Genomic DNA, 21,106 nt, shown 5'->3' with positions numbered 1-21,106 from the left:
CATAGAGGGCTATATCCGGTTCCATGGACAGTGCGACGACAGCTTCGACCCAACCGCTCCCTTCACCCCTGTCCATCCCCACATTCCGCGCCGTCTGGACCGCCAGCCTCCTGTCCAATTTCGGCGGCCTGATCCAGTCTGTCGGCGCGGCATGGATGATGACGTCGCTATCGGCTTCCCCGTTGCTGATCGCGCTGGTGCCCGCTGCAACGACGCTGCCCATCATGCTGCTGTCGCTCTGGGCCGGGGCCGTTGCCGACAATCTGGACCGGCGAAAGGTGATGATCGCCTGTCAGGGGACGATGCTGCTGGTATCGGCGGCGCTGGCGGTCACCGCATGGGCCGGATGGGTCACGCCATGGCTGCTGCTGGGCTTCACCTTCCTGCTCGGCTGCGCGACCGCGGTGAATGGTCCGGCGTGGCAGGCGTCGGTCGGCGACATGGTGCCGCGCGCCGTCCTGCCCAGCGCGGTTGCGATGAACAGCATGGGCTTCAATCTGGCACGCAGCGTCGGTCCCGCACTGGGCGGCGTCATCGTCGCGGCGGCGGGCGCGGCTGCGGCTTTCCTGACCAACGCGGTCAGCTATATCGCCCTGCTGTTCGTCCTGTTCCGCTGGAAACCCAATCTGCCGCCCAAGCTGTTGCCGCGCGAACGGCTGGGCGTCGCGATGGGGGCGGGGGTGCGCTATGTCGCCATGTCGCCGAAAATTCAGCTGGTGCTGCTGCGCGGCGCGACATTTGGCGTGGGGGCCAGCGCTGTGTCGGCGCTGATGCCGCTGGTCGCGCGCGACCTGCTGGGCGGCGGCGCGCTGACCTTTGGCATGACCAGCGGGGCATTTGGCATCGGCGCGGTCATGGGGGCGCTTGCCACCCGGCACCTGCGCGCGCGCTTCTCGATCGAAACCATCGTTCGCTTCGCAGCATTGATCCTGGCTTTGGGCACGGCGATCACCGGGGTCAGTCCATGGCTGGCGCTGGCGCTGGTCGGCTATCTGTTCGCAGGGATGGGCTGGGTGACCGCGCTGTCGACCTTCAACGTGTCGGTTCAGGTGTCGGCGCCCCGATGGGTCGTGGCGCGGGCGGTGTCGCTCTATCAGATGACGGCCTTTGGCGGCATGGCGATCGGCGCATGGCTGTTCGGCTGGATCGCCGAACAGCATGGGGTGGTCGATGCGCTCTACATCTCCGCCGCTGCCCAGTTCGCCGTCGCCATGCTGGGCCTGCTGCGCCCGCTGCCGCAGGTGGGGGACGATAATCTCGATCTTCAGAACAGCTGGCGCGAACCCGATACTGCCGTGCCGGTCGAACCGCGCAGCGGCCCGGTGGTCGTGACCATCGAATATTGCATTCCGGCCGGATCGGTCGTGCCCTTCCTCGCCATCATGAGCGAACGGCGGCGCATCCGCCTGCGCGATGGGGCGCATGGCTGGTCGCTGATGCGCGATCTGGGCGATCCGGAATTATGGCTGGAACGCTATCATGTCTCCACCTGGCTCGATTATGTCCGGCACAATCAGCGGCGGACCGTGGCGGATGTCGACATCAGCAAGGCGATCATGGAACTGCATACCGGGCCAAAGCCGCCGGTCGTTCATCGCATGCTGGAACGACAGACCGGGTCGCTGCCGATCAGCCGCGCGCCCGATGCCCGCGAAATCGGCGATCCGATGACCGATCCGACCCGGTCAAGCTGAACGGCCTTATTGCGGTGTCGCCGGCCGCCGCCCGGCCAGATCTTCTTGCGTGTCGATGTCATGCAGGACGTTTTCCATCGTTTCGATCTGGATGCCGTGGCTCAGCAGCGCTCGCGCACCCTGATCGCCCTTGAGCGCGAGCAGTTCTGGGAAATGCTTGCGGCCGATGAAGGCGGGCGGGGATGACGAAAAACCATCGGTGGACGCGACCACCGACCTTATGTCCTCCGCTGCCAGACAGACGCGGTTATAATGGGTCTGCGGCACGTCGGGCATGTCGGCCAGACAGATCAGGATGCCGCGTATCTTGCGGTTCGGCATGACATGTTCGACCGCGCGGACGATACTGCCCGAAATGCCCTCTTCGGGTTGATCATTGACGATGATCGTATAGCCGCGCCGGTCGAGTTTGCGATGGATGACCGGCGCGAACTCGATCGGCCGGACCACGGCGATCAGTTCGGCAAAGGCCATGGACGCGATGGTTTCCAGCACATGGGCAGCCATGGGCTTTCCCCGCAAATCGGCCATCAGCTTGTCGGCATCGCCAAAGCGGGAAGATGTTCCGGCCGCCAGCAGCACGGCGGCGATCCGTTCAGTACGCATGGAATGAAGTGATGAAAGGCATATTTTATCGACGACCCTGTATGATCGCGGATTTGCCACCACTATGACCTTGTGTCCAGCCGTCCTAAAAGGGTCTGGCTATCCTGAGGCCCAGCCGCCATATGCGACCCAACAGCATTAAGGAGTAGCCCGGTTCATGGCCTGTGAACTCGAAGCGGAAACCATCGAAGGCAAGGAACCGGTTCCGGCCGAAGTCAGCGACGCCATCCGCACGCTGATCCGTTGGGCGGGCGATGTCCCCGAACGCGAAGGATTGATGGAAACGCCCGAACGCGTCGCGCGGGCATGGCGCGAATATTGTCGCGGCTATGCCGACGATCCGGCCTATCACCTGTCGCGCATCTTCCACGAAGTGGGGGGGTATGACGATGTCGTGCTGCTGAAGGATATTCCGTTTCAGTCGCATTGCGAACATCATATGGCGCCGATCGTGGGGACGGCGCAAATCGCCTATCTGCCCGGCGATTATGTGGTCGGCATATCGAAGCTGGCCCGTGTCCTGCACGCCTATGCCAACCGCCTGCAGGTGCAGGAACGGCTGACGTCCGAAGTCGCCAACTGCATTTGGGAACATCTGAAGCCTCAGGGTGTCGCCGTGATCATCGAGGCGACCCATGGCTGCATGACGGGCCGGGGCGTCCGCACCCCCAATGTCATCATGAAGACCAGCCGCATGCTGGGCGTGTTTCGCGACGATGAGAAATCGCGTGAGGAAGTGCTGAAGCTCATTTCTTCATGATCAGCGAAGGCGACAGCGAACCGACCTATCGTCCGCTGGGCAAGGCGCGCGGTGATGCCGCGCCCGTCGGCGCGCCGCTGGCACCCAAGCGTCTGGCGCTGGTCACCGGCGGGCATCGGCGGCTGGGCGGCATCATCGCCGCGGCGCTGGCGAAGGCGGGCCATTCGCTCGCCATCCATGGCAGCCACGACACGCGGCTCGATTCCCATCTGGCGCTGACGTTCGAAGAGGAAGCGACCGAGTGGGAGGGGTTCGTCGTCGACTTCGCCGATCCCGAAGGGGCGGAAGAACTGGTGGCGATGGTCGCCGAACGGTTCGGTCGCCCGCCCGACATATTGATCAACAGCGCCGCCATATTCGGGCAGGATCGGCTGGAAAACGTGACCGCGGACGATCTGATGCGTCATTATGCGGTCAACTGCGCTGCGCCGACCTTGCTGACAAAGGCTTTTGCCACCGTCCCGGCCGGCGTGGGGGATCGCTGCATCGTCAACATCCTCGATCAGCGCATCGACCATCCCCATGCGGACCAGATGGCCTATACCCTGTCGAAACTGGCGTTGGCGGGCCTGACCCGCACCAGCGCACACAGTCTGGCGCCCCGCATACGCGTGAACGCCGTTGCGCCCGGCCTGACCATCGCGACGCCCGATTATGATGAAGCGCAGATGGAAAAGCTGGCCGAGCTGATGCCACTGGGTAAATTGCCGCAGGCCGAACAGATTGCGCAGGCGGTGCTCTATCTGGTGGAAGCAACGGCGGTCACCGGCCAGACGCTCTATGTCGATGGCGGCGCGCATATGAAAAGCTACGACCGCGACTTCATGCATCTGTGCCGATAGCATCGGCAGGAATGCGGCCCGGTCGGGGGTGGCATTGTCCGCCCGACCCCAATAGACCAACCGCAAATCGATAAGGAGACGGCGATGACCTATGAGACGATCCTGGTGGAACAGCGTGACGCGGTGACGCTGATCACGCTCAACCGGCCTCAGGCGCTCAATGCTCTCAACAGTCAGGTGCTGAAGGATCTGAGCGCTGCCCTTGCTGCCTATGATGCCGATCCGGCCCAGCGCTGTGCAGTCGTCACCGGCAGCGGTGAAAAGGCGTTCGCGGCGGGCGCCGACATCAAGGAAATGGTGGAAAAGGACGCGGCCGACTTCTTCCTTCAGGATTTCTTTTCCGGCTGGCAGACCGGCGTCGTCGCGACCCGCAAGCCGTGGATTGCAGCGGTGCAGGGCTTTGCGCTGGGCGGCGGCTGCGAACTGGCGATGATGGCCGACTTCATCATCGCGGGCGACACCGCAAAATTCGGTCAGCCCGAAATCAAGCTGGGCGTCGCGCCTGGCATGGGCGGATCTCAGCGGCTGACCCGCGCCGTGGGCAAGGCAAAGGCGATGGACATGTGCCTGACCGGCCGGATGATCGATGCCGCCGAAGCGGAACGATCAGGCCTCGTCAGCCGGGTCGTGCCCGCCGCGCAATTGCTGGACGAAGCGCTCAAGGCCGCTGCGACCATCGCATCGATGCCGCCCATGGGCGCGATGGTGAACAAGGAAATGGTCAACATCGCCTTTGAAACCGGTCTTGCCCAGGGATTGCTGACCGAACGACGCCTGTTCCAGATACTGACCGCCACCGAAGACAAGAAGGAAGGCATGACCGCCTTTGTCGAAAAGCGGCCGGGCGTCTGGAAAGGACGTTGACCGCAATTTCAGGCACATAGTCTGAAATAAACGGTAACATATTGAATATCCTGCCATAGGCCTAGAAATCCTCATTGGCCTATGGCGGAGTTCCCCGACAGTCTCGTTTCACAAGAAAACGTAGAAACGATGATAATCTGTCGGGAGAGGTGAGGCGCAAGACGCCCCCTGATCGGCTCGTTGTGAAACAGGGAGCCACCTAAATATGTCCGTTACCGCCTCCATCCGCCTGTCGTCCCGCGCCGCGCTGCTGATCGCATGCGCCGCCGGTGCTATCGGCATCGCTCATGCGCAGGAACCCGTTGCGGGGGATGAAGGCACGATCACCGTGACCGGCCGCCGCATTTCCCAGTCGGCCGAGGCGATCGGTGAGGACAAGGTCAGCAATGTCGTCGCCGTCACCCGCGAAGCGTTGCTGTCCGCGCCGTCGGGCATTTCGGGCCTCAAAATGCTGGAACAGCTGCCCGGCTTCAACGTGCAGACGGACGGGGCGCTTGGCCTCTACGAATTTGGCAACAGCGTCCAGACGCGCGCCTTCAACCTCGACCAGATCGGCTTCGTGGTCGATGGCATTCCCACCGGCCGCAGCGATGCTTTTGGCGGCAGCCCGGTATTCCGCTATGTCGACAATGAAAATCTGGGCGTGGTCGAAGCGGCTGTGGGCGCGGGCGATGTCGGCCTGCCCAGCTACTCCACGCTTGGCCCGGTGGTGCAGTATAACAGCATCGACCCGCAGAAGGAGCTGGGCCTGTTCGTGTCGCAGAGCTTTGGCGATTTCGGCATGAAGCGCACCTTCATCCGCGCCAGCACCGGACAGGTCGGGCCGTTCCGCGCCTATGTCAGCCGCACGAAGCTGGATACCGACCTGTGGCGTGGCGACGGGACGGTGGACCGCGAACATTGGGAAGGGATGCTGCATGCGGATCTGGGCGGCGACAGCTGGGCGCGGTTCAAATTCGTGTCGAACAAGTTCAACGATTTCGACTCCCCCTCGCTCAGCCGCGCGCAATATCTGACCGGCACCGACATTGGCGGCGCAAGCGGTCGTGATCGCGGCTATATCTCCGTCGTGCCCAACACGACGCCCGGCTTTGCGCCGGTCGCTGGCGGTCCTGCCTACAGCAACGCCAACTATGCCTATACCAATACGCTGGCGATCAACGTGCGCGATGACAAGCTCTATGGCGGCACGATCCATGCCGGCATCGCCGATGGAGTCTGGGCCGAAGCCACCGCCTATTACGAAGACAAGGGCGGCTATGGCGTGTCGCCCGACACCTACGCCAACAGCCTGCTGCAATATCAGCGGCAAACCGCAGCGGGCATCGCGCTGTTCGCGCCGAAGGGCACGCAATATGGCCTGTCGACCGTGGGCGGCGACCGTTATGGCCTGACGACGAAGCTGCATTGGGAAATCGGCGCGCACACGCTGGAAACGGGGCTGTGGGCCGAGGTCGATACCTATAACCGCACGCAGGCGCGCTTCAACACGACCGACGGATCGCCCGCCAGCCCGCCAAACCTCAATGAACTGGTCTATGTCCGTCGCGATTATCAGAGCCAGCGGAACACGACCCAGGCCTTCGTCAAGGATCGTATTGCCCTGCTGAATGACAGCCTGATCTTCGATCTGGGTATCAAGGCGCTGAACATCGATTATCGCTATGGCGGCTATCGCGATTTCAACGATTATTACCGCAATGCCGGAACGACGGCTGCGCCTGTATGGGTGCCGGGCTGGGGGCCGCAGCAACTGCGTGCCAATTATAGCGACGCCTTCCTGCCGATGGCCGGTGTGCTCTACAAGCTGGACAATCAAAGCCAGATTTTCGCCTCCTATGCCGAAAATATGGCGCTGCCCAAGGGGCTGGACGACGTTTTTTCCGTATCGCTGAACAGCAGCGCGGCGGGCGTGCCCGCACCGGCTCCTGAAAGGTCGCAGAATTTTGAAGCCGGGGTCCGCACCAATCAGGGCGAATTTTATGCGTCCTACGCGGTCTATTACACCAAGTTCAAAAACCGCATCCAGTCGATCGGATCGATCCTGCCCGGCACCACCAACGTCATTGAAACATTCTATCAGAATGTCGGTCGGGTGACGGCCTATGGCGCGGAATTCAGCGGCACGTACAAGCCGCGCTATCTGAACGGCCTTGCCTATTTCAACCTCAACGCCACCTATAATATCGCCAAGTTCAAGGACGACATCGCCACCGCGACGCTCACCTATCGCACCGATGGCAAATATATCCCCGACAGCGCCAAATGGATCGTCAATGGCGGCGTGACCATCGAACCGGCCAGCTGGCTGGTCGGCAATTTCAGCGGTAAGTATACGTCGCGCCGCTGGTCGACCTTCGACAATTCGGCCGGGTCCAGCGTGAAGGGCTTCACCGTGTTCAGCGCCTATGTCGACATTGGCGACGGCATCAGCCTTGGCCCGGTCAAGGGCGTGAAGGCGCGGTTCAACATCGACAATATCTTCGACAAGGATACGCTGTCCTATATCTCGCCTGCGGTTACCGGCGACGGCAATTTCCGCCCGCTGTCCCCGCGTACCTTCCAGTTCACCATTTCGGGTGAAATCTGATGCGGGTGGCATGGATGATGGGGGCGGCGCTTGCAGCGCTGCTCCCGATCGCCGCGCAGGCCGAAGCGCCGGTGGTGTCGAAGAAAGACTATCAACTGCATCAGCGGCTGCTGACGCTCGACAGTCACCTCGACACGCCGGCCTCGCTCGATCTGCCGGGCTGGACGATCGATGAGGAACATGGCGTCCATAGCGATTATACGCAGGTCGATCTGCCACGCATGAAGAAGGGCGGTCTGGATGGCGGATTCTGGGCCATCTATACGGGGCAGGGGCCACTGACGGTCGAAGGGTTCCGCAAGGCGCGCGACTTCGCCCTGCTGCGCGGCATGTCGATCCGGTCGATGGTCGCGGCCGACCCGGACAATTTCGCCCTGGCGATGGAAGCGAAGGATGCGGCGCCCATCGCGGCGGCGGGCAAGCGGGTCGTCTATATGTCGATCGAAAACGCCTATCCGCTGGGCGAAGATATCACTCTGCTCAAAACCTTCTACGACATGGGCGTGCGTCTGGCGGGCTTCGCGCATTTTGCGCATAACCAGTTTGCCGACAGCTCGACCGATCCGTCGAAAAAGCCGCGCTACGGTGGTCTCAGCCCATTGGGCAAGGAACTGCTGAAGGAAATGAACCGGCTGGGCATCGTGCCCGATGCGTCGCACAGCAGCGATCAGGTGCTGGATGATCTGCTGGCGCTGTCCACCACGCCCATCCTGTTGAGCCATTCGGGGTGCAAGGCGGTCTATGACCATCCGCGCAACATCGATGATGATCATCTCAAAGCCCTGGCGGCAAAGGGCGGCGTCATTCAGATGAACGCCTATGGCGCCTACCTCAAGGCGTCAAAGCCCAATCCGGAGCGGCAAAAGGCGATGATGGCGCTGTTCGGCCAGATGCGTGAGGACGCGAAGCTGTCGGCGGAAAAGCGCGCCGAACTGCTGGCCAAACGGCAGCAAATCGACAAGCTCTATCCCGACACGGATCGCCCGACCTTCGGCGATTTCATGGCGCATATGCTCCACGCGCTGAAGGTGGTGGGGCCTGACCATGTCGGCATCGGCGCGGACTGGGATGGCGGTGGCGGTGTGGTCGGCATGGAGGATGTGGTCGACCTGCCCAAAATCACCGTTGCGCTTCTGAAGGCTGGCTATAGCGAAGCGGACATTCAGAAAATCTGGTCCGGCAATGTGCTGCGCGTGCTGGCGGCGAACGAAGCGGGGAAACGGAAGTAATTGCGACGGCCATCCTTCTGCGGGGGGATGGCTGCATTCTGGCGCATAGCGGGAACGGGATATTTAAAGGCAATCGACGTCGTGCGTTGACCTCGCTAAGGGAGTCGGGATGGAAATGAAGTGGTCGCATCCCGCTTATGCAGCATAAGCCCAAGCGCAGCCGCGCGATCGCCCTGCCGAGTGGCGAATTTCGCGCCCGCGCTACCGAATATCTGGATTTTCTGGCCGCATGGGTGAAAAAGCCCCGCCAGACGGCATCGGTCGTGCCGTCCAGCCGCTATCTCGCCCGACTGATGGTCGCGCAGATCGATCCGCAGGACGGCCGTGTGCTTGAACTGGGTGGCGGTACGGGCGTCTTTACCCGTGCCATATTGGAAACCGGCCTGCCGCCTGAAAAACTGGAAGTGGTGGAAATCAACCCGGCCTTCGCGCGTGGCTTGCGACGGCATTTCCCGCATGTATCGATTCTGGAAACGCCGGCTCAGATCGTGTCGACCGCGACGGCCGGTGCGCCGGGCGATTATCAGACCGTGGTCAGCGGCCTGCCGCTGTTGGCGATGGATCGCTACATGCATTTCGACATCCTGTCCGAATCATTCCGCATGTTGCGGCCGGGCGGCAGCTTCGTGCAGTTCACCTATTCCATGCGCCCGCCGATCAATCGCGATGTGATGGATGCACTGGGGCTGGACGTCGTCAGGGCGGGGCAGACGGTCCGGAATTTTCCGCCCGCGACGGTCTTTCGTTTCTTTCGACGCGCGGAATAGGTTGCACCCTGCAATCTGCCGCCTATCTTCGCGACGAAGGCAACAGGGGCATAGCCATCCATGGCATCCATCATTGAAATCAATGGTCTGACGAAACGTTATGCGTCAGGTTTCGAGGCGCTGAAGGGCGTCGATCTGACCATAGAGGAAGGCGAGATTTTCGCGCTGCTGGGGCCGAACGGCGCAGGCAAGACGACGATGATCTCCATCATCTGCGGCATTGCGCGGGCGAGCGGGGGCAGCGTTTCCGTTGCCGGGCATGACATCGTCGCCGATTATCGCGGCGCCCGCACGGCGATAGGCCTTGTCCCCCAGGAATTGAGCACCGACCAGTTCGAAAGGGTGATCGACACGGTAAAGCTGAGCCGTGGCCTGTTCGGCAAGCCGCGCAACGACGCCTATGTCGAAAAAATCCTGCGCGACCTGTCGTTGTGGGACAAACGGCATAACAAGATATTGGAATTGTCGGGCGGCATGAAGCGCCGTGTGATGATCGCCAAGGCATTGAGCCACGAACCGCGTGTGCTGTTCCTCGATGAACCAACGGCGGGAGTCGATGTCGAACTGCGCCGGGACATGTGGAAGCTGATCGGTGAACTGCGTCAGACCGGCGTCACCATCATTCTGACCACCCATTATATCGAGGAGGCCGAGGAAATGGCTGACCGGGTGGGCGTGATCAACCGGGGCGAACTGATGCTGGTCGAAGAAAAGACCGCGCTGATGAAAAAGCTGGGTAAGAAGACCCTGACCGTGGTGCTGGCCGATCCGATCGAGGCGGTTCCTGCCGAACTAGCCCAGTGGAATGTGACGCTGAAGGCCGACGGCCATGAAGTCGAATATATATTCGACACACAGGCGGAACGGACGGGAGTGTCATCCTTGCTGCGTAAACTGGGCGACCTTGGCATCGGCTATAAGGATCTCAACACCCAGCAAAGCAGCCTGGAAGATATTTTCGTGAGCCTCGTCCATCAGGAGAAGGCCGCATGAGCCTCCAGAATTTTCACGCCATTGCGTCCATCTACAAATTCGAACTGCACCGTTTTCGCCGGACCTGGCTGACCGGGTTGCTGGTGCCAGTCATCACGACGACGCTGTATTTCGTGGTGTTTGGCGGCGCCATCGGGTCGCGCATGACGCAGGTGGACGGCATTCCCTATGCCGCGTTCATCGTGCCGGGCCTGATCATGATGTCGATGCTGACGGAAAGCATCTTCAACGCCAGTTTCGGCATTTACATGCCCAAATTCACCGGCACCATCTATGAACTATTGTCAGCCCCCATTTCGGCGACGGAAACCGTAATCGCCTATGTCGGGGCAGCGGCGACCAAGTCGCTGATCGTGGGGACGATCATATTCCTGACGGCCCATCTGTTCGTGGACATTCATGTCGCCCATCCATTTGCGATGGCCGGTTTCATGGTGTTGATCGCGGTCAGTTTCTGTCTGTTCGGTTTCATTCTGGGCATATGGGCCAATGGCTTCGAACAGTTGCAGGTGATCCCGCTGCTGGTCGTAACGCCGCTGACCTTTCTGGGCGGGGCCTTTTATTCGGTCCACATGCTGTCGGATCCGTGGCGCACGCTGACCCTGTTCAACCCGATCGTCTACCTAATTTCCGGGTTCCGCTGGACCTTCTTTGGCCGGGGGGATGTGGACATCGGTTACAGCCTGTTGTTCGTTGCTGGCATGCTTGCGTTATGCCTTGGCATCATCGGCTGGATGTTCCGGACCGGCTATCGGTTGAAGAAATGAAAAAGGGCGGCCCATGGCCGCCCTGATAATCCATTCGATCGTCAGGCCCGCCGGGTTCAGGCGGCCTGGCTTTCGGGCGTTACGGCGAAAAGGGTCACGCCCTTATATTTGTCGTCGCCGTCATTATACAGGCCGTACATCGCCTCGAATGTTTCATCCAGCACCTGAATATCGGACAGGCCGACCAGCTTGAACGTGCCCAGCTTCAGCTCCCGCGGCGGGCGACCGTCGCGGTCGGTGGTCACGGCGTCGATGAACATTTCGTCATGACGGGTATAGAGGATGTGCGGGGCGAGGGTGACGACCATCTTGTTGTAGGTCACCTTCAGGCACTTCTGGAGCGCGATGGCTTCAAAAATCTCGGTTGGAGCTTGCATGATGTCGCCTCCCTGACCGATTTGCGCGATTCTTTCAATTGCTTTGTGCGGTGCACTATATCCCTGCCGTGCAATCAACGCGACGAATTGTTAGGCCGGGACCAGATGCAATCGTTCGCGCAGGCTCCATCGGATGATCAGCAATAGCGCCACCGCGCCAAGGCCGCTGGCAAGGCCGAACCAGAAGCCAAGTCCTGCCATGCCAAGCGGGAACGCAAGCAGGGTTCCAACCCCGATGCCCACTACCCAATAGCCGACCAGCGCAAAGATCATGGGAACGGTCGTGTCCTGAATCCCGCGCAGCACGCCGGCGCCCACCGCCTGCGCGGCATCGACCAGCTGGAACAGCGCGGCAACGGCCAGAAAGCTGACCGCCAGCGTCGCCGTGCGCGCATTGTCCGGATTGCTGAGGTCCAGGAAGGCCGATACCAGCGTGCGCGGCGTGAAGATCAGCAATGTAGCGGCGCAGATTGCAAAGCCGGTGCCGATCATCAGCGCCAGCCATCCCGCGCGGCCAATCCCCGCGCGATCCTGCCGTCCATAGGCGATGCCGACGCGAATGGTCGCGGCCTGTCCGATGCCCATCGGCACCATGAAGACCAGCGCGGCGATCTGGATCGCCACCGCATGGGCCGCGAGCGAATCCCGGTCGATCAGCCCCATCAGGAAAGCGGAGGCGTTGAATACGGTGGTTTCGAACCCCAGCGTGATGGCGATGGGCAGGCCCAGTGCCCACACCTGCCGGTGACGTTCGCGGTCGCGCGTCCAGAAACGGCCCATCAGCCTGTACCGGCGAAACCGGCGATCGACGAGAATGACGGTCAATAGGCCGGAAAAGAGGAAGCAGGATGAAAGCGTGCTCGCCAGACCCGCGCCGAACAGGCCGAGCGCGGGAAAGCCCAGATGGCCGAAAATCAGGGTCCAGCCTGCCAGAATATTGAACGGAATGGCTGCGAGCATGATGACCAGCCCCCAGATCGGGCGTTCCAGCGCGGCAATGAAATTACGCAGGGTGGTAAAACCCAGAAAGGGCAGCAGCGCCCATTGCAGGCCGTGCATCAGATGGCCTGCTTCGCGCGCGAGGTCGGCTTCCTGCCCCATGGCAAGCAGGATGCTTTCGCATTCCCAAAGCAATGCCCAGGCTGGCAGAACGAAGAAAAGCGCGGCGCGTAATGTCTGATGCACGGTGCGGCGAACGTCGCGCACGCTGTTGCGGCGACGGCCGCGCTCGCTGGCGATCAGGGGGGATGCTGCCGTGACCAGACCCATGCCGAAAAGCAGCAGCGCATGAAACAGATTGATCGCGAGTGCCCCGGCCGCGACGGCTTCCGCGCCGATCCGACCCAACAGCAGCAGGTCGGTGGCGGCGATGGCCGACCAGGCGATATTGCCTGCAATCATCGGCAGAGCCAGCGCGATCAGCGCGCCTGCCTCTATACGCCATGGGGAAGAATGGGTCACTGGGGCAAGTCCGGACAGGAACAATCGTCGTCGAAAGGGGAGCTTTCGACTATGCTCCCCCTAAACGCCTCAATGTTTTTTGAACAGATGCAGCGCGGCGACGACGATGGCGCCCACGACCAATCCAACGATCGCGCCGCCGATGGCGTTTACCAGCCAGTCGAGAAGGCCGCCAATGGCGGGGGCTGCATGGGCGGCGCTATCCGCCAGATGGTGGATGGTGCCGGGGATCAGGTCCAGATGAAATTCATGCAGGCCATGCACGATGAGGCCCCCGCCGACCCATAGCATCGCCGCCGTGCCGACGACCGCCAGTATCGACATCAGAACCGGCATCGCCTTGACCAGCGATCGGCCGAGCGCCTGCGTGCCTGCACCATCCTTCCTGGTCAGGTGCAGGCCAATATCATCCATCTTCACGATCAGGCCGACGACACCATAGACGCCCGCCGTGATGAGGATCGCCACGACGACAAGGATCAATGCCTGTTCCCACACCGGTTCGGTCGCCACCGTGCCCAGCGAAATCGCCATGATTTCACCCGACAGGATGAAGTCGGTGCGGATCGCGCTCGACACCTTCTGATTTTCGAGGTCGGCCGAACTATGCGCCTTCACCGCTTCTTCTGCGACGTCATGGCCACCTTGCACCGCTTCCAGCAGCTTTTCGACCGCCTCGAAACAGAGGAACGCGCCGCCCAGCATCAGCAGCGGCGGCAGCAGCCATGGCGCAAAGGCGCTGATCAGCAACGCGGCGGGCAGCAGGAAAAGCAGCTTGTTCCGCAGCGACCCCTTCGCGATTTTCCATATGATCGGCAGTTCGCGATCGGGCGTCAGGCCCATGACATATTTGGGGGTGACGGCGGCATCGTCGATAACCACGCCCGCTGCCTTCGTTCCCGCGCGACCCGCCGCCGCCGCGACATCGTCCAGCGAGGTCGCCGTCAGCTTGGCAATGCCCGCCACATCGTCGAGCAGTGCGATCAGACCCGAAGGCATAAATGTCATTCCCCTGTTGCGAGTGCGAAATGCACCCGATCCGCTTCATAGGGGTGGGAAGGGGCAGCGGCAATGCGGCGGAGGATGCGTTCAGAAATTACCGGGCGGATCGCTCGCGGGAAAGCTTTCATCCGATTGTTCGTCGACCATATCCCAGTCCGCGGCGCGGACGCCCTGTTGCGGCCCGGCGTCGCGCACGATGCCGGACGATCCCACCGGACCGCGATCGTCCGGCGCGTTTCCGTCGCCCATCCATTCGCGCCAGCCCTTCAACGCAACCGCACCAAGTCCGGCGACTATGGCCAGTTTAAGCAGTCCCTTCATCGTTCCATCTCCTGCCCATGATGCAGATGAACCCAATCGGCGCGGTCATGGCCGACTGCATCCGACGTCAACTTGATCTCGCCTTCTTCATCCGCTCCGCCCGCTTCCCCCGTTGATGTCGCGGGGTGTGGAAGCGACCAGCGTTCGCGCAGGGCCGCGTCGATCATGGCGGACCAGATGGCGTTGTCGCCCGCATCGCGCATCGCCCCGTCCGGTTCCTTCATCAGCGCCAGAATGCTTGCAGCATCCTCTATACGAGACGGCCATTGATCGGGTTGTCCGACCGACAGGTGACGCGCAAGGCGCTCGATTAAAGAACGATGTTCCATGGAAAGCCGAACGCGCATCGCTGGCCGCCGTTCCAGATCATCATGACGTCATCATAGCGATATGAACGATGATTATCGGCGATGGTTGAACCGTTACGCAGCCACGGAGACGAACGATGCCGCAAGGTGACAAAAGCGCCTATACCGACAAGCAAAAGCGCAAAGCGCAGCATATTCGCGAAAGTTACGAGGAACGCGGCGTTCCCCATGATGAAGCCGTTACGCGGGCATGGGCAACGGTCAACAAGGATTCGGGCGGTGGCAACAGGTCCGGATCCGGCAGAGGGCGTCCGGAAACACATGCCTCCGCGCGGGAAGCTGGCCTGAAAGATGGCGTATCATCTGACCATCATGTCAAAGCGCGCCGGTCGGCTGCCGCGAAAAAGGGATGGGAAACACGGCGCCGATCGGCATGACGCTGAATTTCTGTTGCGTAAATGCGACGCTTTTGCAAATTGCCACCTATCCGGATATGATTTTTAATAACGTATATTGCGAAACATTCTTAATATCACTATCGGCCTCCGCGGTATCGGCGCTGGCCGGCGGATGACTGGCAGTTTGATCCGTCAAGGCGGTGCCCAATCGATCAATATCGGGGGTTCGCTCAAATGATCCGGAAATTTTCTCTTCTGCTCAGCGCTTCGGCTGCAGCATTTCTGACCACGCCCGTAGATGCGCAGACGCCTGCCGCTGCGCCTGCAGAAGATGAGATCATCGTCACCGGCACCTACACGCTGCCCAACAAGATCGACACCGCGACCGGCCTTGGCCTCACCATCCAGGAAACGCCGCAGTCCGTCAGCGTTATGACCGCGCAGCGCATCCTCGACCAGAATCTGATCAGCGTGAAGGACGTCATCACCAATGCGGTGGGCGTGTCGGCCAATGAAGTCGACGATGTGCGTAATAATTTCTACGCACGGGGTTTCGAGATTCGCAACACGCAGGTCGACGGCGTTCCCGCTGCATGGACGCTGGCGGGCGGCAATGGCGAAACCAGCATCGACGTGTCGATTTACGAGCGCGTGGAGATCGTGCGCGGTGCGACCGGCCTGCTGTCGGGCGCGGGCGACCCGTCCGCTTCGGTCAACTTGGTGCGCAAGCATGCCGACGCGACGGACCTCACCGGCTATGTCAACGCTTCCATCGGTAGCTGGAACACTTGGCGCGTATCGGGCGACATCGCTGGCGCGCTAACCGCCGATGGCCGCATTCGCGCGCGTCTGGTCGGCCGGTATGAGGAAGGCGAAAGCTATATCGACAATCAGGACAAGAAGAAGTGGGTGCTGTACGGCGTGGTCGACGCCGACCTGACCGACACGACGCTGGTTCGCGTAGGCATGAGCCATCAGGACAGCAAGCCCGGTGGCGCGACCTGGGGAGCGCTGCCCACTTTCTACACCGACGGTACGACGACTGACCTGCCCCGGTCGCAGACGACGGCGGCGGACTGGACCTACTGGAACACCACCAACCAGAATATCTTCGCCACCGTGCGCCAGCAATTTGGCGACCGCTGGAACCTGAGCGTCAATTACAACCGCATTCGCACCACTGGCGATACGCAGCTGCTGTATCTCTATGGCGCGGTGGACAAGGCGACGGGGACGATCCAGTCCAGCAACCCTTACAAGTCGAAGGGCAGCAGCCTCCAGAACAGCGTCGATGCGCAGTTGAAGGGCGAAGTCAGCCTGTTCGGCCGCGATCATGAAGTCGTTCTGGGCGTGCTGCATAGCCTGCTGAAACGCCACACCGACAATTATGTCGCGCCCTACACCCAGTTTAACCCCAACCTGTTCGGTGCGCAGCCGGGTGTGAACAACGAATGGGCCACAAACGTCCCGCTGGTCGGCCAGTCGAGCGTGCCGTTCGCGGAACCGAACTGGGGCACGACCGCCGTGCGCAACGAACAAGAGCGGATCAAGCAGACCGGCTATTATGGCGCATTCCGCCTGAACGTCGCGGATCCGTTCAAGATCATCATGGGTGGCCGCATCGCCAGCTGGAAGCAGACCGGCTTCGCTTGGAGCGGGCCAAGCGACTATGGCGATGACAATGTGTTTATCCCCTATGTCGGTGCGCTGTACGACCTGACGCCAAACCACCGCGTCTATGCCAGCTATACCAAGATCTTCCAGCCGCAGAACCTGTATGATCGCAACCAGCGCCTGCTCGATCCGCTGGACGGCAACAGCTACGAAATCGGCCTGAAGAGCAACTTCTTCGGCGATGCGCTGCAAACCTCGGTTGCGCTGTTCCGTATCGAACAGGATAATGTCGGCGAAATTGACGGGCCGGAAATCATCCTGAACGGGCAGACCTTCCAGCCTTATCGTCCGGTTGAAGGCGTGACCAGCAAGGGCTTTGAACTCGAAGCCACCGGTCAGCCGCTGCCGGGCTGGAACGTCAACGCCAGCTACAGCCAGTTCAAGATCGAAGATGCGGACGGCAACAACGTCAACACCGTGCAGCCGCGGAAGCTGCTGAAAATCTTCACCACCTATGACCTTCCGGGCGTGCTGACCGGCCTGACCGTGGGTGGCGGCATCAATTATCGCAGCAAGGCCTATTCGGAAGGTAGCAATCCGGTGACGGCGGCGCCCTTCCGCTTCCAGCAGGACGGCTACACGCTGGTCAGCCTGATGGCGCGCTACGCGGTGACCGAACAGCTGCAGTTGCAGGGCAACATCGAAAATCTGTTCGACAAGAAATATTACAGCCAGATGGGCTTCTTCAGCCAGTACCGCTATGGCGCGCCGCGCAACTTCACGATCAGCGCCAACTATAAATTCTGATCGTCAAACGATCGTCGTGACAGGGGCCGGGGGAGCGATCCTCCGGCCCTTTTCATTTGCCGACGGTCGCAAAGCCCGTATCCGTCAGTGGCATGGTGGACAGATCAACGCCCATTTTCCGTGCGCCTTGCGCCACGACGGCGCTGATCGCCCTTAATTGCCGCGGGTTCCGCTTGGCATGCTCGATGCTGATGTCGATCAGGATAATCTGCACCAGCAGGGCGGCGGCCAGTTCCTGTTTGCGTGATGCAGCGACATTGGCGATCTGCGACGTTGCCAACAATTGCGCAGCCTGATCCCCTACCGCCAGATAGTCAGTCGTCGGTCGCGTTTCGGTCAGGCCATGGGCCACATCATGCGCGGAAATCCACCATGCAGCATAGCTGTCGGCCAGATTGTTCATTTTCATGCCTCGGCTGGCCAGTGCGGCGTCCAGTTGCGGAAAAATCCGGTCGGCATTGACGGCGATTTGCGCCACGGCACGATCGCCATTCGATTTCGCTGCAAAGGCGGCGAGGTTGGCGCGGCGCCGTTCGATGGATGGCGTAAAGGTGAGCGTTGCGACCGGAGCGGCTATCCTCCCTGTCGAAGGAGTGGCTTTGGCTGGTCGCGGCACGCCCTTCGATACAGCAGGGCATTTGCCCGCAGGACAGGGGTTCATGACCACCGGCCACATCATCCCCGATACAGTAGGGAAGGCGTTGGCGGATGCAGCACCGATCAGTGCAGCGGTCAATAAAGCATGCGGGATGAACCTGATCATGCGGTCAGCATAATGCCGGTTATTGCGGCATCATGACCTGCGCGATGAACTGGCGAATGGCGGCAGCGAATTGCGTGATCGATTGCCCCCATAAAAAAGCCGCCCGTTGCCGGGCGGCTTTCTCATTCGATCCTGCGGAAGGAAGATCAGGCTTCTTCAGCAGTCTCTTCTTCGTCGCTGCTGACCGAAGCGATTTCGCCCGGTTCGGCATTGGGATCATAATCTTCGGTGAAGCCCGCCTCGTCCTTTTCGAACAGATCGGCCATCACGTCCACGCCCTGCGACTGGAGTTCGGCTTCTTCCGGCGAACGGGCGACGTTCACGGTGATGACGACCGACACTTCGGGGTGCAGCGCGACCTTGACGTCGAACACGCCGAGCGTCTTGATCGGGCGTTCCAGCACGACCATCGCCTTGGTGACGTTGGTCACGCCATCGGCGTGCAGCGCTTCGACGACGTCACGCACAGCGACCGAGCCGTACAGGTGACCGGCGTTCGACGACTGGCGGATCAGGACGATCTGCTTGCCGTTTACGCCTTCGGCAGCCGATTCGGCGTCCGAACGGCGAGCCGCGTTGTCGGCTTCGATCTTCGCGCGGTTGGCTTCGAAGACCTTCTTGTTGGCGGCGTTGGAACGCAGGGCCTTCTTGTTGGGCAGCAGGAAGTTACGAGCGTAACCGTCCTTCACGGTGACGACGTCGCCGATCGCGCCCAGCTTTTCGATGCGTTCGAGGAGAATGATTTCCATGGGTCTTTCTCCCTTACTTCACGATGTAGGGCAGCAGGCCCAGGTGACGGGCGCGCTTGATGGCCTGGGCCAGTTCGCGCTGCTTCTTGGCGGACACAGCCGTGATGCGGCTGGGGACGATCTTGCCGCGTTCGGACACGAAGCCCTGAAGCAGACGAACGTCCTTATAATCGATCTTCGGCGCATCCTTGGCGGCGAAGGGGCAGCTCTTGCGGCGGCGGAAAAATGGGCGTGCCATGTGTCAGATCTCCTTATTCAGCAGCCGGGGCTTCTTCGCGCTCACGGCGCGGGCCACGATCGCCGCGGTCGCCACGCGAACCACGGTCGCCGCGTTCGGGGCGGTCCTGCTTGCGCATCATCACCGACGGGCCGGTTTCCAGTTCATCGACCTTGATGGTCATGTAACGGATGATGTCTTCGTTGATCTGCGTCTGGCGCTCCAGTTCCGCAACGACGTCGCCGGGCGCGTCGATGTTCAGCATCACATAGTGAGCCTTGCGGTTCTTGGCGATCTTGTACGCGAGCGAACGCAGGCCCCAGGTTTCAACCTTGGTCACCTTGCCGTTCATGTCTTCGACGATCTTCGTGGCGGTTTCCGCCAGTGCGTCTACCTGCGCCTGTGCCAGATCCTGGCGCGCAAGGAAGACGTGCTCATAAAGAGCCATGTCATGCCTCATCTTTTGGCCGATCGCTGACGCCCACCCCATGTGGAACGCCCCTCCGGCTGTCGTCTCAAATGCTTCGCGGCGACTCCAGTCACCCCGGAGCCGTTGCGAAGGCGCGCCTATGACCGAAATGCGGGGGAAAGGCAAGCGCGGATGCATATGGAAAACGCCCCGAATGCGCGGGCATCCGGGACGCTGGGACTAGGGGCGGGACGGCTTAGCGAATGGCGCTGCCGACGACCGCGCCGATAATACCGCTGGTGATCGCGATCAGCACCGCGTCATTGCCCGAACGGACCCACTGATAGCCGCGCGGCGGTGTCGACAGGCGATAGTCGCGATAATTATTCACGACGCGATAGTTGGTCGCATAGCGGCGGTCGAAACGCTGGCCCTTCGCCCAGCGACGGCCCGTATCCTTGCGCACGACGGTCTGCTTCTTCACGACCGTACGGCCATTGGGCTTGTGGGTCACGACGGTGCGGCTGGTTTCGTGACGGGGCGCGGCCTGGGCCTGTGCGGTGACGATGGGGCTGGCGACCAGAGTGGTGGCGGCCAGGGTCATGATGATCTTCTTGAACATGTCTTGCTCCTTTGCCTTCAAATTCGGGCGCCGTTCCGTGGCGTCGAAAACAGAATTAGGAGCCAGTTGTCGCGCAGATATGTCGGAAAGGGCGCGATCTTGTCGGAAATTGTAACAGATTGAAATTTAACCTGAATGGATATTCAGCAAGGCTTGTATTTCTTGAGCATCGAAGAAAAGCCTCGCAGCATGGGCTGCGAGGCTTTTGGGTGTTGGTGCAAGGGGTTTCAGTTCGGTAGCGGCGTCGCCTCCACCACCACCCGGCCGAGCAGGATGGGCTGGTCCCTGCTTTCGATAACGGAGGCGGAGGCTGGGGTGGCTGCCATGGCGGTCAGGCTGGCGCCAAGGACCAGCGCGCTGCTGGCGATGCTGAGGGCGATGGTTTTCATGGGCAATGTCCTTTCGGGCGCGCCAGGATGGCGTCATGAAAGGGGCATTAGAAGGCGGATGTCGCAGGACTGTGCCGTGCGACATCCGCATTTGTCGGAAATTGTATCAGCCTGCGCCAAACCCTTCTCGACGGTGCTCTAAGCGAACGGGCAGGGGGCCTTATTCGTGCCGCAGCGCATCGATAGGGTTGAGCGCAGCGGCCCGGCGTGCCGGGAAATAGCCGAACACGACCCCGATCGCGGCGGAAAAGAGGAAGGCGATCAGGTTCACCTTCAGATCGAACAGGAATGGCACCTGCATCAATGGGGCGATGGCAACGGATGCGATGAGGGCCAAAAACAGGCCGATCAGGCCGCCAAGGCAGGACAGGACGATTGCCTCCACCAGAAATTGCATCAGCACTTCGCGGGCGACCGCGCCGATGGCGAGGCGGATGCCGATTTCGCGGGTCCGCTCCGTCACCGACACCAGCATGATGTTCATGATGCCGATGCCGCCGACCAGCAGGCTCACGCCCGCCACCGCTCCTAACAGCGATGTCATCACCTTGGTGCTG

General features: G+C 61.3%; 25 protein-coding genes. 11 read left to right on the top strand and 14 right to left on the bottom strand.

Annotation, left to right across the window (positions count from 1 at the left end):
- The first annotated feature begins 23 nt into the window (after window positions 1-23).
- Window positions 24-1,694, top strand: a complete 1,671-nt coding sequence (locus ACOJSJ_RS04105; RefSeq protein WP_420143717.1) for an MFS transporter — start codon at window positions 24-26, stop codon at window positions 1,692-1,694.
- Between the two features lie 6 nt (window positions 1,695-1,700).
- On the opposite strand, the gene ACOJSJ_RS04100 is transcribed toward ACOJSJ_RS04105, so the two are convergent.
- Window positions 1,701-2,300: a nucleotidyltransferase family protein gene (locus tag ACOJSJ_RS04100; protein WP_420143716.1), complete on the bottom strand. Its 600-nt coding sequence runs from the start codon at window positions 2,298-2,300 to the stop codon at window positions 1,701-1,703.
- Window positions 2,301-2,457: 157 nt separating this feature from the next.
- On the opposite strand from ACOJSJ_RS04100, the gene folE reads away from it, so the two are divergent.
- The 8 genes from folE to ACOJSJ_RS04060 all read left to right on the top strand — a co-directional run bounded on the left by folE (window position 2,458) and on the right by ACOJSJ_RS04060 (window position 11,112).
- Window positions 2,458-3,060: a GTP cyclohydrolase I FolE gene (gene folE / locus ACOJSJ_RS04095; RefSeq protein ID WP_420143715.1), complete on the top strand. Its 603-nt coding sequence runs from the start codon at window positions 2,458-2,460 to the stop codon at window positions 3,058-3,060.
- Window positions 3,057-3,902: an SDR family oxidoreductase gene (locus tag ACOJSJ_RS04090; RefSeq protein WP_420143714.1), complete on the top strand. Its 846-nt coding sequence runs from the start codon at window positions 3,057-3,059 to the stop codon at window positions 3,900-3,902. Before folE ends, ACOJSJ_RS04090 begins: the two co-directional genes overlap by 4 nt.
- Before the next feature lie 84 nt (window positions 3,903-3,986).
- Window positions 3,987-4,766, top strand: coding sequence for an enoyl-CoA hydratase-related protein (locus ACOJSJ_RS04085; RefSeq protein ID WP_420143713.1), 780 nt, complete (start codon window positions 3,987-3,989; stop codon window positions 4,764-4,766).
- Window positions 4,767-4,971: 205 nt separating this feature from the next.
- Window positions 4,972-7,356 carry a TonB-dependent receptor gene (locus ACOJSJ_RS04080; RefSeq protein ID WP_420143712.1) on the top strand — a complete coding sequence of 795 codons (2,385 nt, stop codon included), beginning with the start codon at window positions 4,972-4,974 and terminating at the stop codon, window positions 7,354-7,356.
- On the top strand, window positions 7,356-8,585 hold the full coding sequence (locus tag ACOJSJ_RS04075) for a dipeptidase (protein WP_420143711.1): 1,230 nt from the start codon (window positions 7,356-7,358) through the stop codon (window positions 8,583-8,585). Before ACOJSJ_RS04080 ends, ACOJSJ_RS04075 begins: the two co-directional genes overlap by 1 nt.
- A gap of 137 nt (window positions 8,586-8,722) precedes the next feature.
- Window positions 8,723-9,352, top strand: a complete 630-nt coding sequence (locus ACOJSJ_RS04070) for a class I SAM-dependent methyltransferase (RefSeq protein WP_420143710.1) — start codon at window positions 8,723-8,725, stop codon at window positions 9,350-9,352.
- A gap of 60 nt (window positions 9,353-9,412) precedes the next feature.
- Window positions 9,413-10,345, top strand: a complete 933-nt coding sequence (locus tag ACOJSJ_RS04065) for an ABC transporter ATP-binding protein (protein WP_420143709.1) — start codon at window positions 9,413-9,415, stop codon at window positions 10,343-10,345.
- Entirely contained in the window at window positions 10,342-11,112 is a 771-nt protein-coding gene (locus tag ACOJSJ_RS04060) for an ABC transporter permease (protein WP_420143708.1), read from the top strand. Before ACOJSJ_RS04065 ends, ACOJSJ_RS04060 begins: the two co-directional genes overlap by 4 nt.
- A 56-nt stretch (window positions 11,113-11,168) precedes the next feature.
- Here ACOJSJ_RS04060 and ACOJSJ_RS04055 read toward each other — a convergent pair whose 3' ends face one another.
- The 6 genes from ACOJSJ_RS04055 to ACOJSJ_RS04030 form a co-directional block, all read right to left on the bottom strand.
- Complete coding sequence (locus tag ACOJSJ_RS04055; protein ID WP_420143707.1) at window positions 11,169-11,489, bottom strand: hypothetical protein; 321 nt, start codon at window positions 11,487-11,489, stop codon at window positions 11,169-11,171.
- Window positions 11,490-11,579: 90 nt separating this feature from the next.
- Window positions 11,580-12,890: an MATE family efflux transporter gene (locus ACOJSJ_RS04050; RefSeq protein WP_420143767.1), complete on the bottom strand. Its 1,311-nt coding sequence runs from the start codon at window positions 12,888-12,890 to the stop codon at window positions 11,580-11,582.
- A gap of 129 nt (window positions 12,891-13,019) precedes the next feature.
- Window positions 13,020-13,949 carry a DUF808 domain-containing protein gene (locus ACOJSJ_RS04045; RefSeq protein ID WP_420143706.1) on the bottom strand — a complete coding sequence of 310 codons (930 nt, stop codon included), beginning with the start codon at window positions 13,947-13,949 and terminating at the stop codon, window positions 13,020-13,022.
- A 90-nt stretch (window positions 13,950-14,039) separates the two neighbouring features.
- The gene (locus ACOJSJ_RS04040) at window positions 14,040-14,273 is read right to left on the bottom strand and encodes a hypothetical protein (protein WP_420143705.1); all 234 of its coding nucleotides are present in this window, start codon (window positions 14,271-14,273) and stop codon (window positions 14,040-14,042) included.
- The gene (locus ACOJSJ_RS04035; RefSeq protein WP_420143704.1) at window positions 14,270-14,602 is read right to left on the bottom strand and encodes a hypothetical protein; all 333 of its coding nucleotides are present in this window, start codon (window positions 14,600-14,602) and stop codon (window positions 14,270-14,272) included. The genes ACOJSJ_RS04040 and ACOJSJ_RS04035 overlap by 4 nt, the downstream gene beginning before the upstream one ends.
- Window positions 14,584-14,811, bottom strand: coding sequence for a hypothetical protein (locus tag ACOJSJ_RS04030; RefSeq protein WP_420143771.1), 228 nt, complete (start codon window positions 14,809-14,811; stop codon window positions 14,584-14,586). Before ACOJSJ_RS04030 ends, ACOJSJ_RS04035 begins: the two co-directional genes overlap by 19 nt.
- Between ACOJSJ_RS04030 and ACOJSJ_RS04025 the strand changes: the two genes are divergently transcribed.
- Together ACOJSJ_RS04025 and ACOJSJ_RS04020 are read left to right on the top strand one after the other, a co-directional pair.
- Entirely contained in the window at window positions 14,719-15,018 is a 300-nt protein-coding gene (locus ACOJSJ_RS04025) for a plasmid stabilization protein (RefSeq protein ID WP_420143703.1), read from the top strand. The genes ACOJSJ_RS04030 and ACOJSJ_RS04025 overlap by 93 nt on opposite strands.
- A gap of 195 nt (window positions 15,019-15,213) precedes the next feature.
- Window positions 15,214-17,400, top strand: a complete 2,187-nt coding sequence (locus ACOJSJ_RS04020) for a TonB-dependent siderophore receptor (RefSeq protein WP_420143702.1) — start codon at window positions 15,214-15,216, stop codon at window positions 17,398-17,400.
- Between the two features lie 52 nt (window positions 17,401-17,452).
- Here the strand turns inward: ACOJSJ_RS04020 and ACOJSJ_RS04015 are convergent, their stop codons facing one another.
- The 7 genes from ACOJSJ_RS04015 to ACOJSJ_RS03985 all read right to left on the bottom strand — a co-directional run.
- Window positions 17,453-18,163: a hypothetical protein gene (locus tag ACOJSJ_RS04015; RefSeq protein WP_420143701.1), complete on the bottom strand. Its 711-nt coding sequence runs from the start codon at window positions 18,161-18,163 to the stop codon at window positions 17,453-17,455.
- 146 nt (window positions 18,164-18,309) lie between these two features.
- Window positions 18,310-18,912, bottom strand: a complete 603-nt coding sequence (gene rplI, locus ACOJSJ_RS04010) for a 50S ribosomal protein L9 (protein WP_420143700.1) — start codon at window positions 18,910-18,912, stop codon at window positions 18,310-18,312.
- A gap of 13 nt (window positions 18,913-18,925) precedes the next feature.
- Window positions 18,926-19,150: a 30S ribosomal protein S18 gene (gene rpsR / locus ACOJSJ_RS04005; protein WP_004212076.1), complete on the bottom strand. Its 225-nt coding sequence runs from the start codon at window positions 19,148-19,150 to the stop codon at window positions 18,926-18,928.
- A gap of 13 nt (window positions 19,151-19,163) precedes the next feature.
- Window positions 19,164-19,577: a 30S ribosomal protein S6 gene (gene rpsF / locus ACOJSJ_RS04000; protein WP_420143699.1), complete on the bottom strand. Its 414-nt coding sequence runs from the start codon at window positions 19,575-19,577 to the stop codon at window positions 19,164-19,166.
- Between the two features lie 217 nt (window positions 19,578-19,794).
- On the bottom strand, window positions 19,795-20,160 hold the full coding sequence (locus ACOJSJ_RS03995) for an RcnB family protein (protein WP_420143698.1): 366 nt from the start codon (window positions 20,158-20,160) through the stop codon (window positions 19,795-19,797).
- Between the two features lie 227 nt (window positions 20,161-20,387).
- Window positions 20,388-20,549: a hypothetical protein gene (locus ACOJSJ_RS03990; RefSeq protein WP_420143697.1), complete on the bottom strand. Its 162-nt coding sequence runs from the start codon at window positions 20,547-20,549 to the stop codon at window positions 20,388-20,390.
- Window positions 20,550-20,709: 160 nt separating this feature from the next.
- On the bottom strand, window positions 20,710-21,106 hold a 397-nt coding region (locus tag ACOJSJ_RS03985), incomplete at its 5' end, for an ABC transporter permease (protein ID WP_420143696.1).

The sequence above is a fragment of the Sphingobium sp. genome (genome assembly GCF_048594625.1).
Classification (GTDB): Bacteria; Pseudomonadota; Alphaproteobacteria; order Sphingomonadales; family Sphingomonadaceae; genus Sphingobium.
The sequence above is the reverse complement of the archived record's forward strand: the minus strand, read 5'-3'. Positions and strand labels throughout refer to the sequence as shown.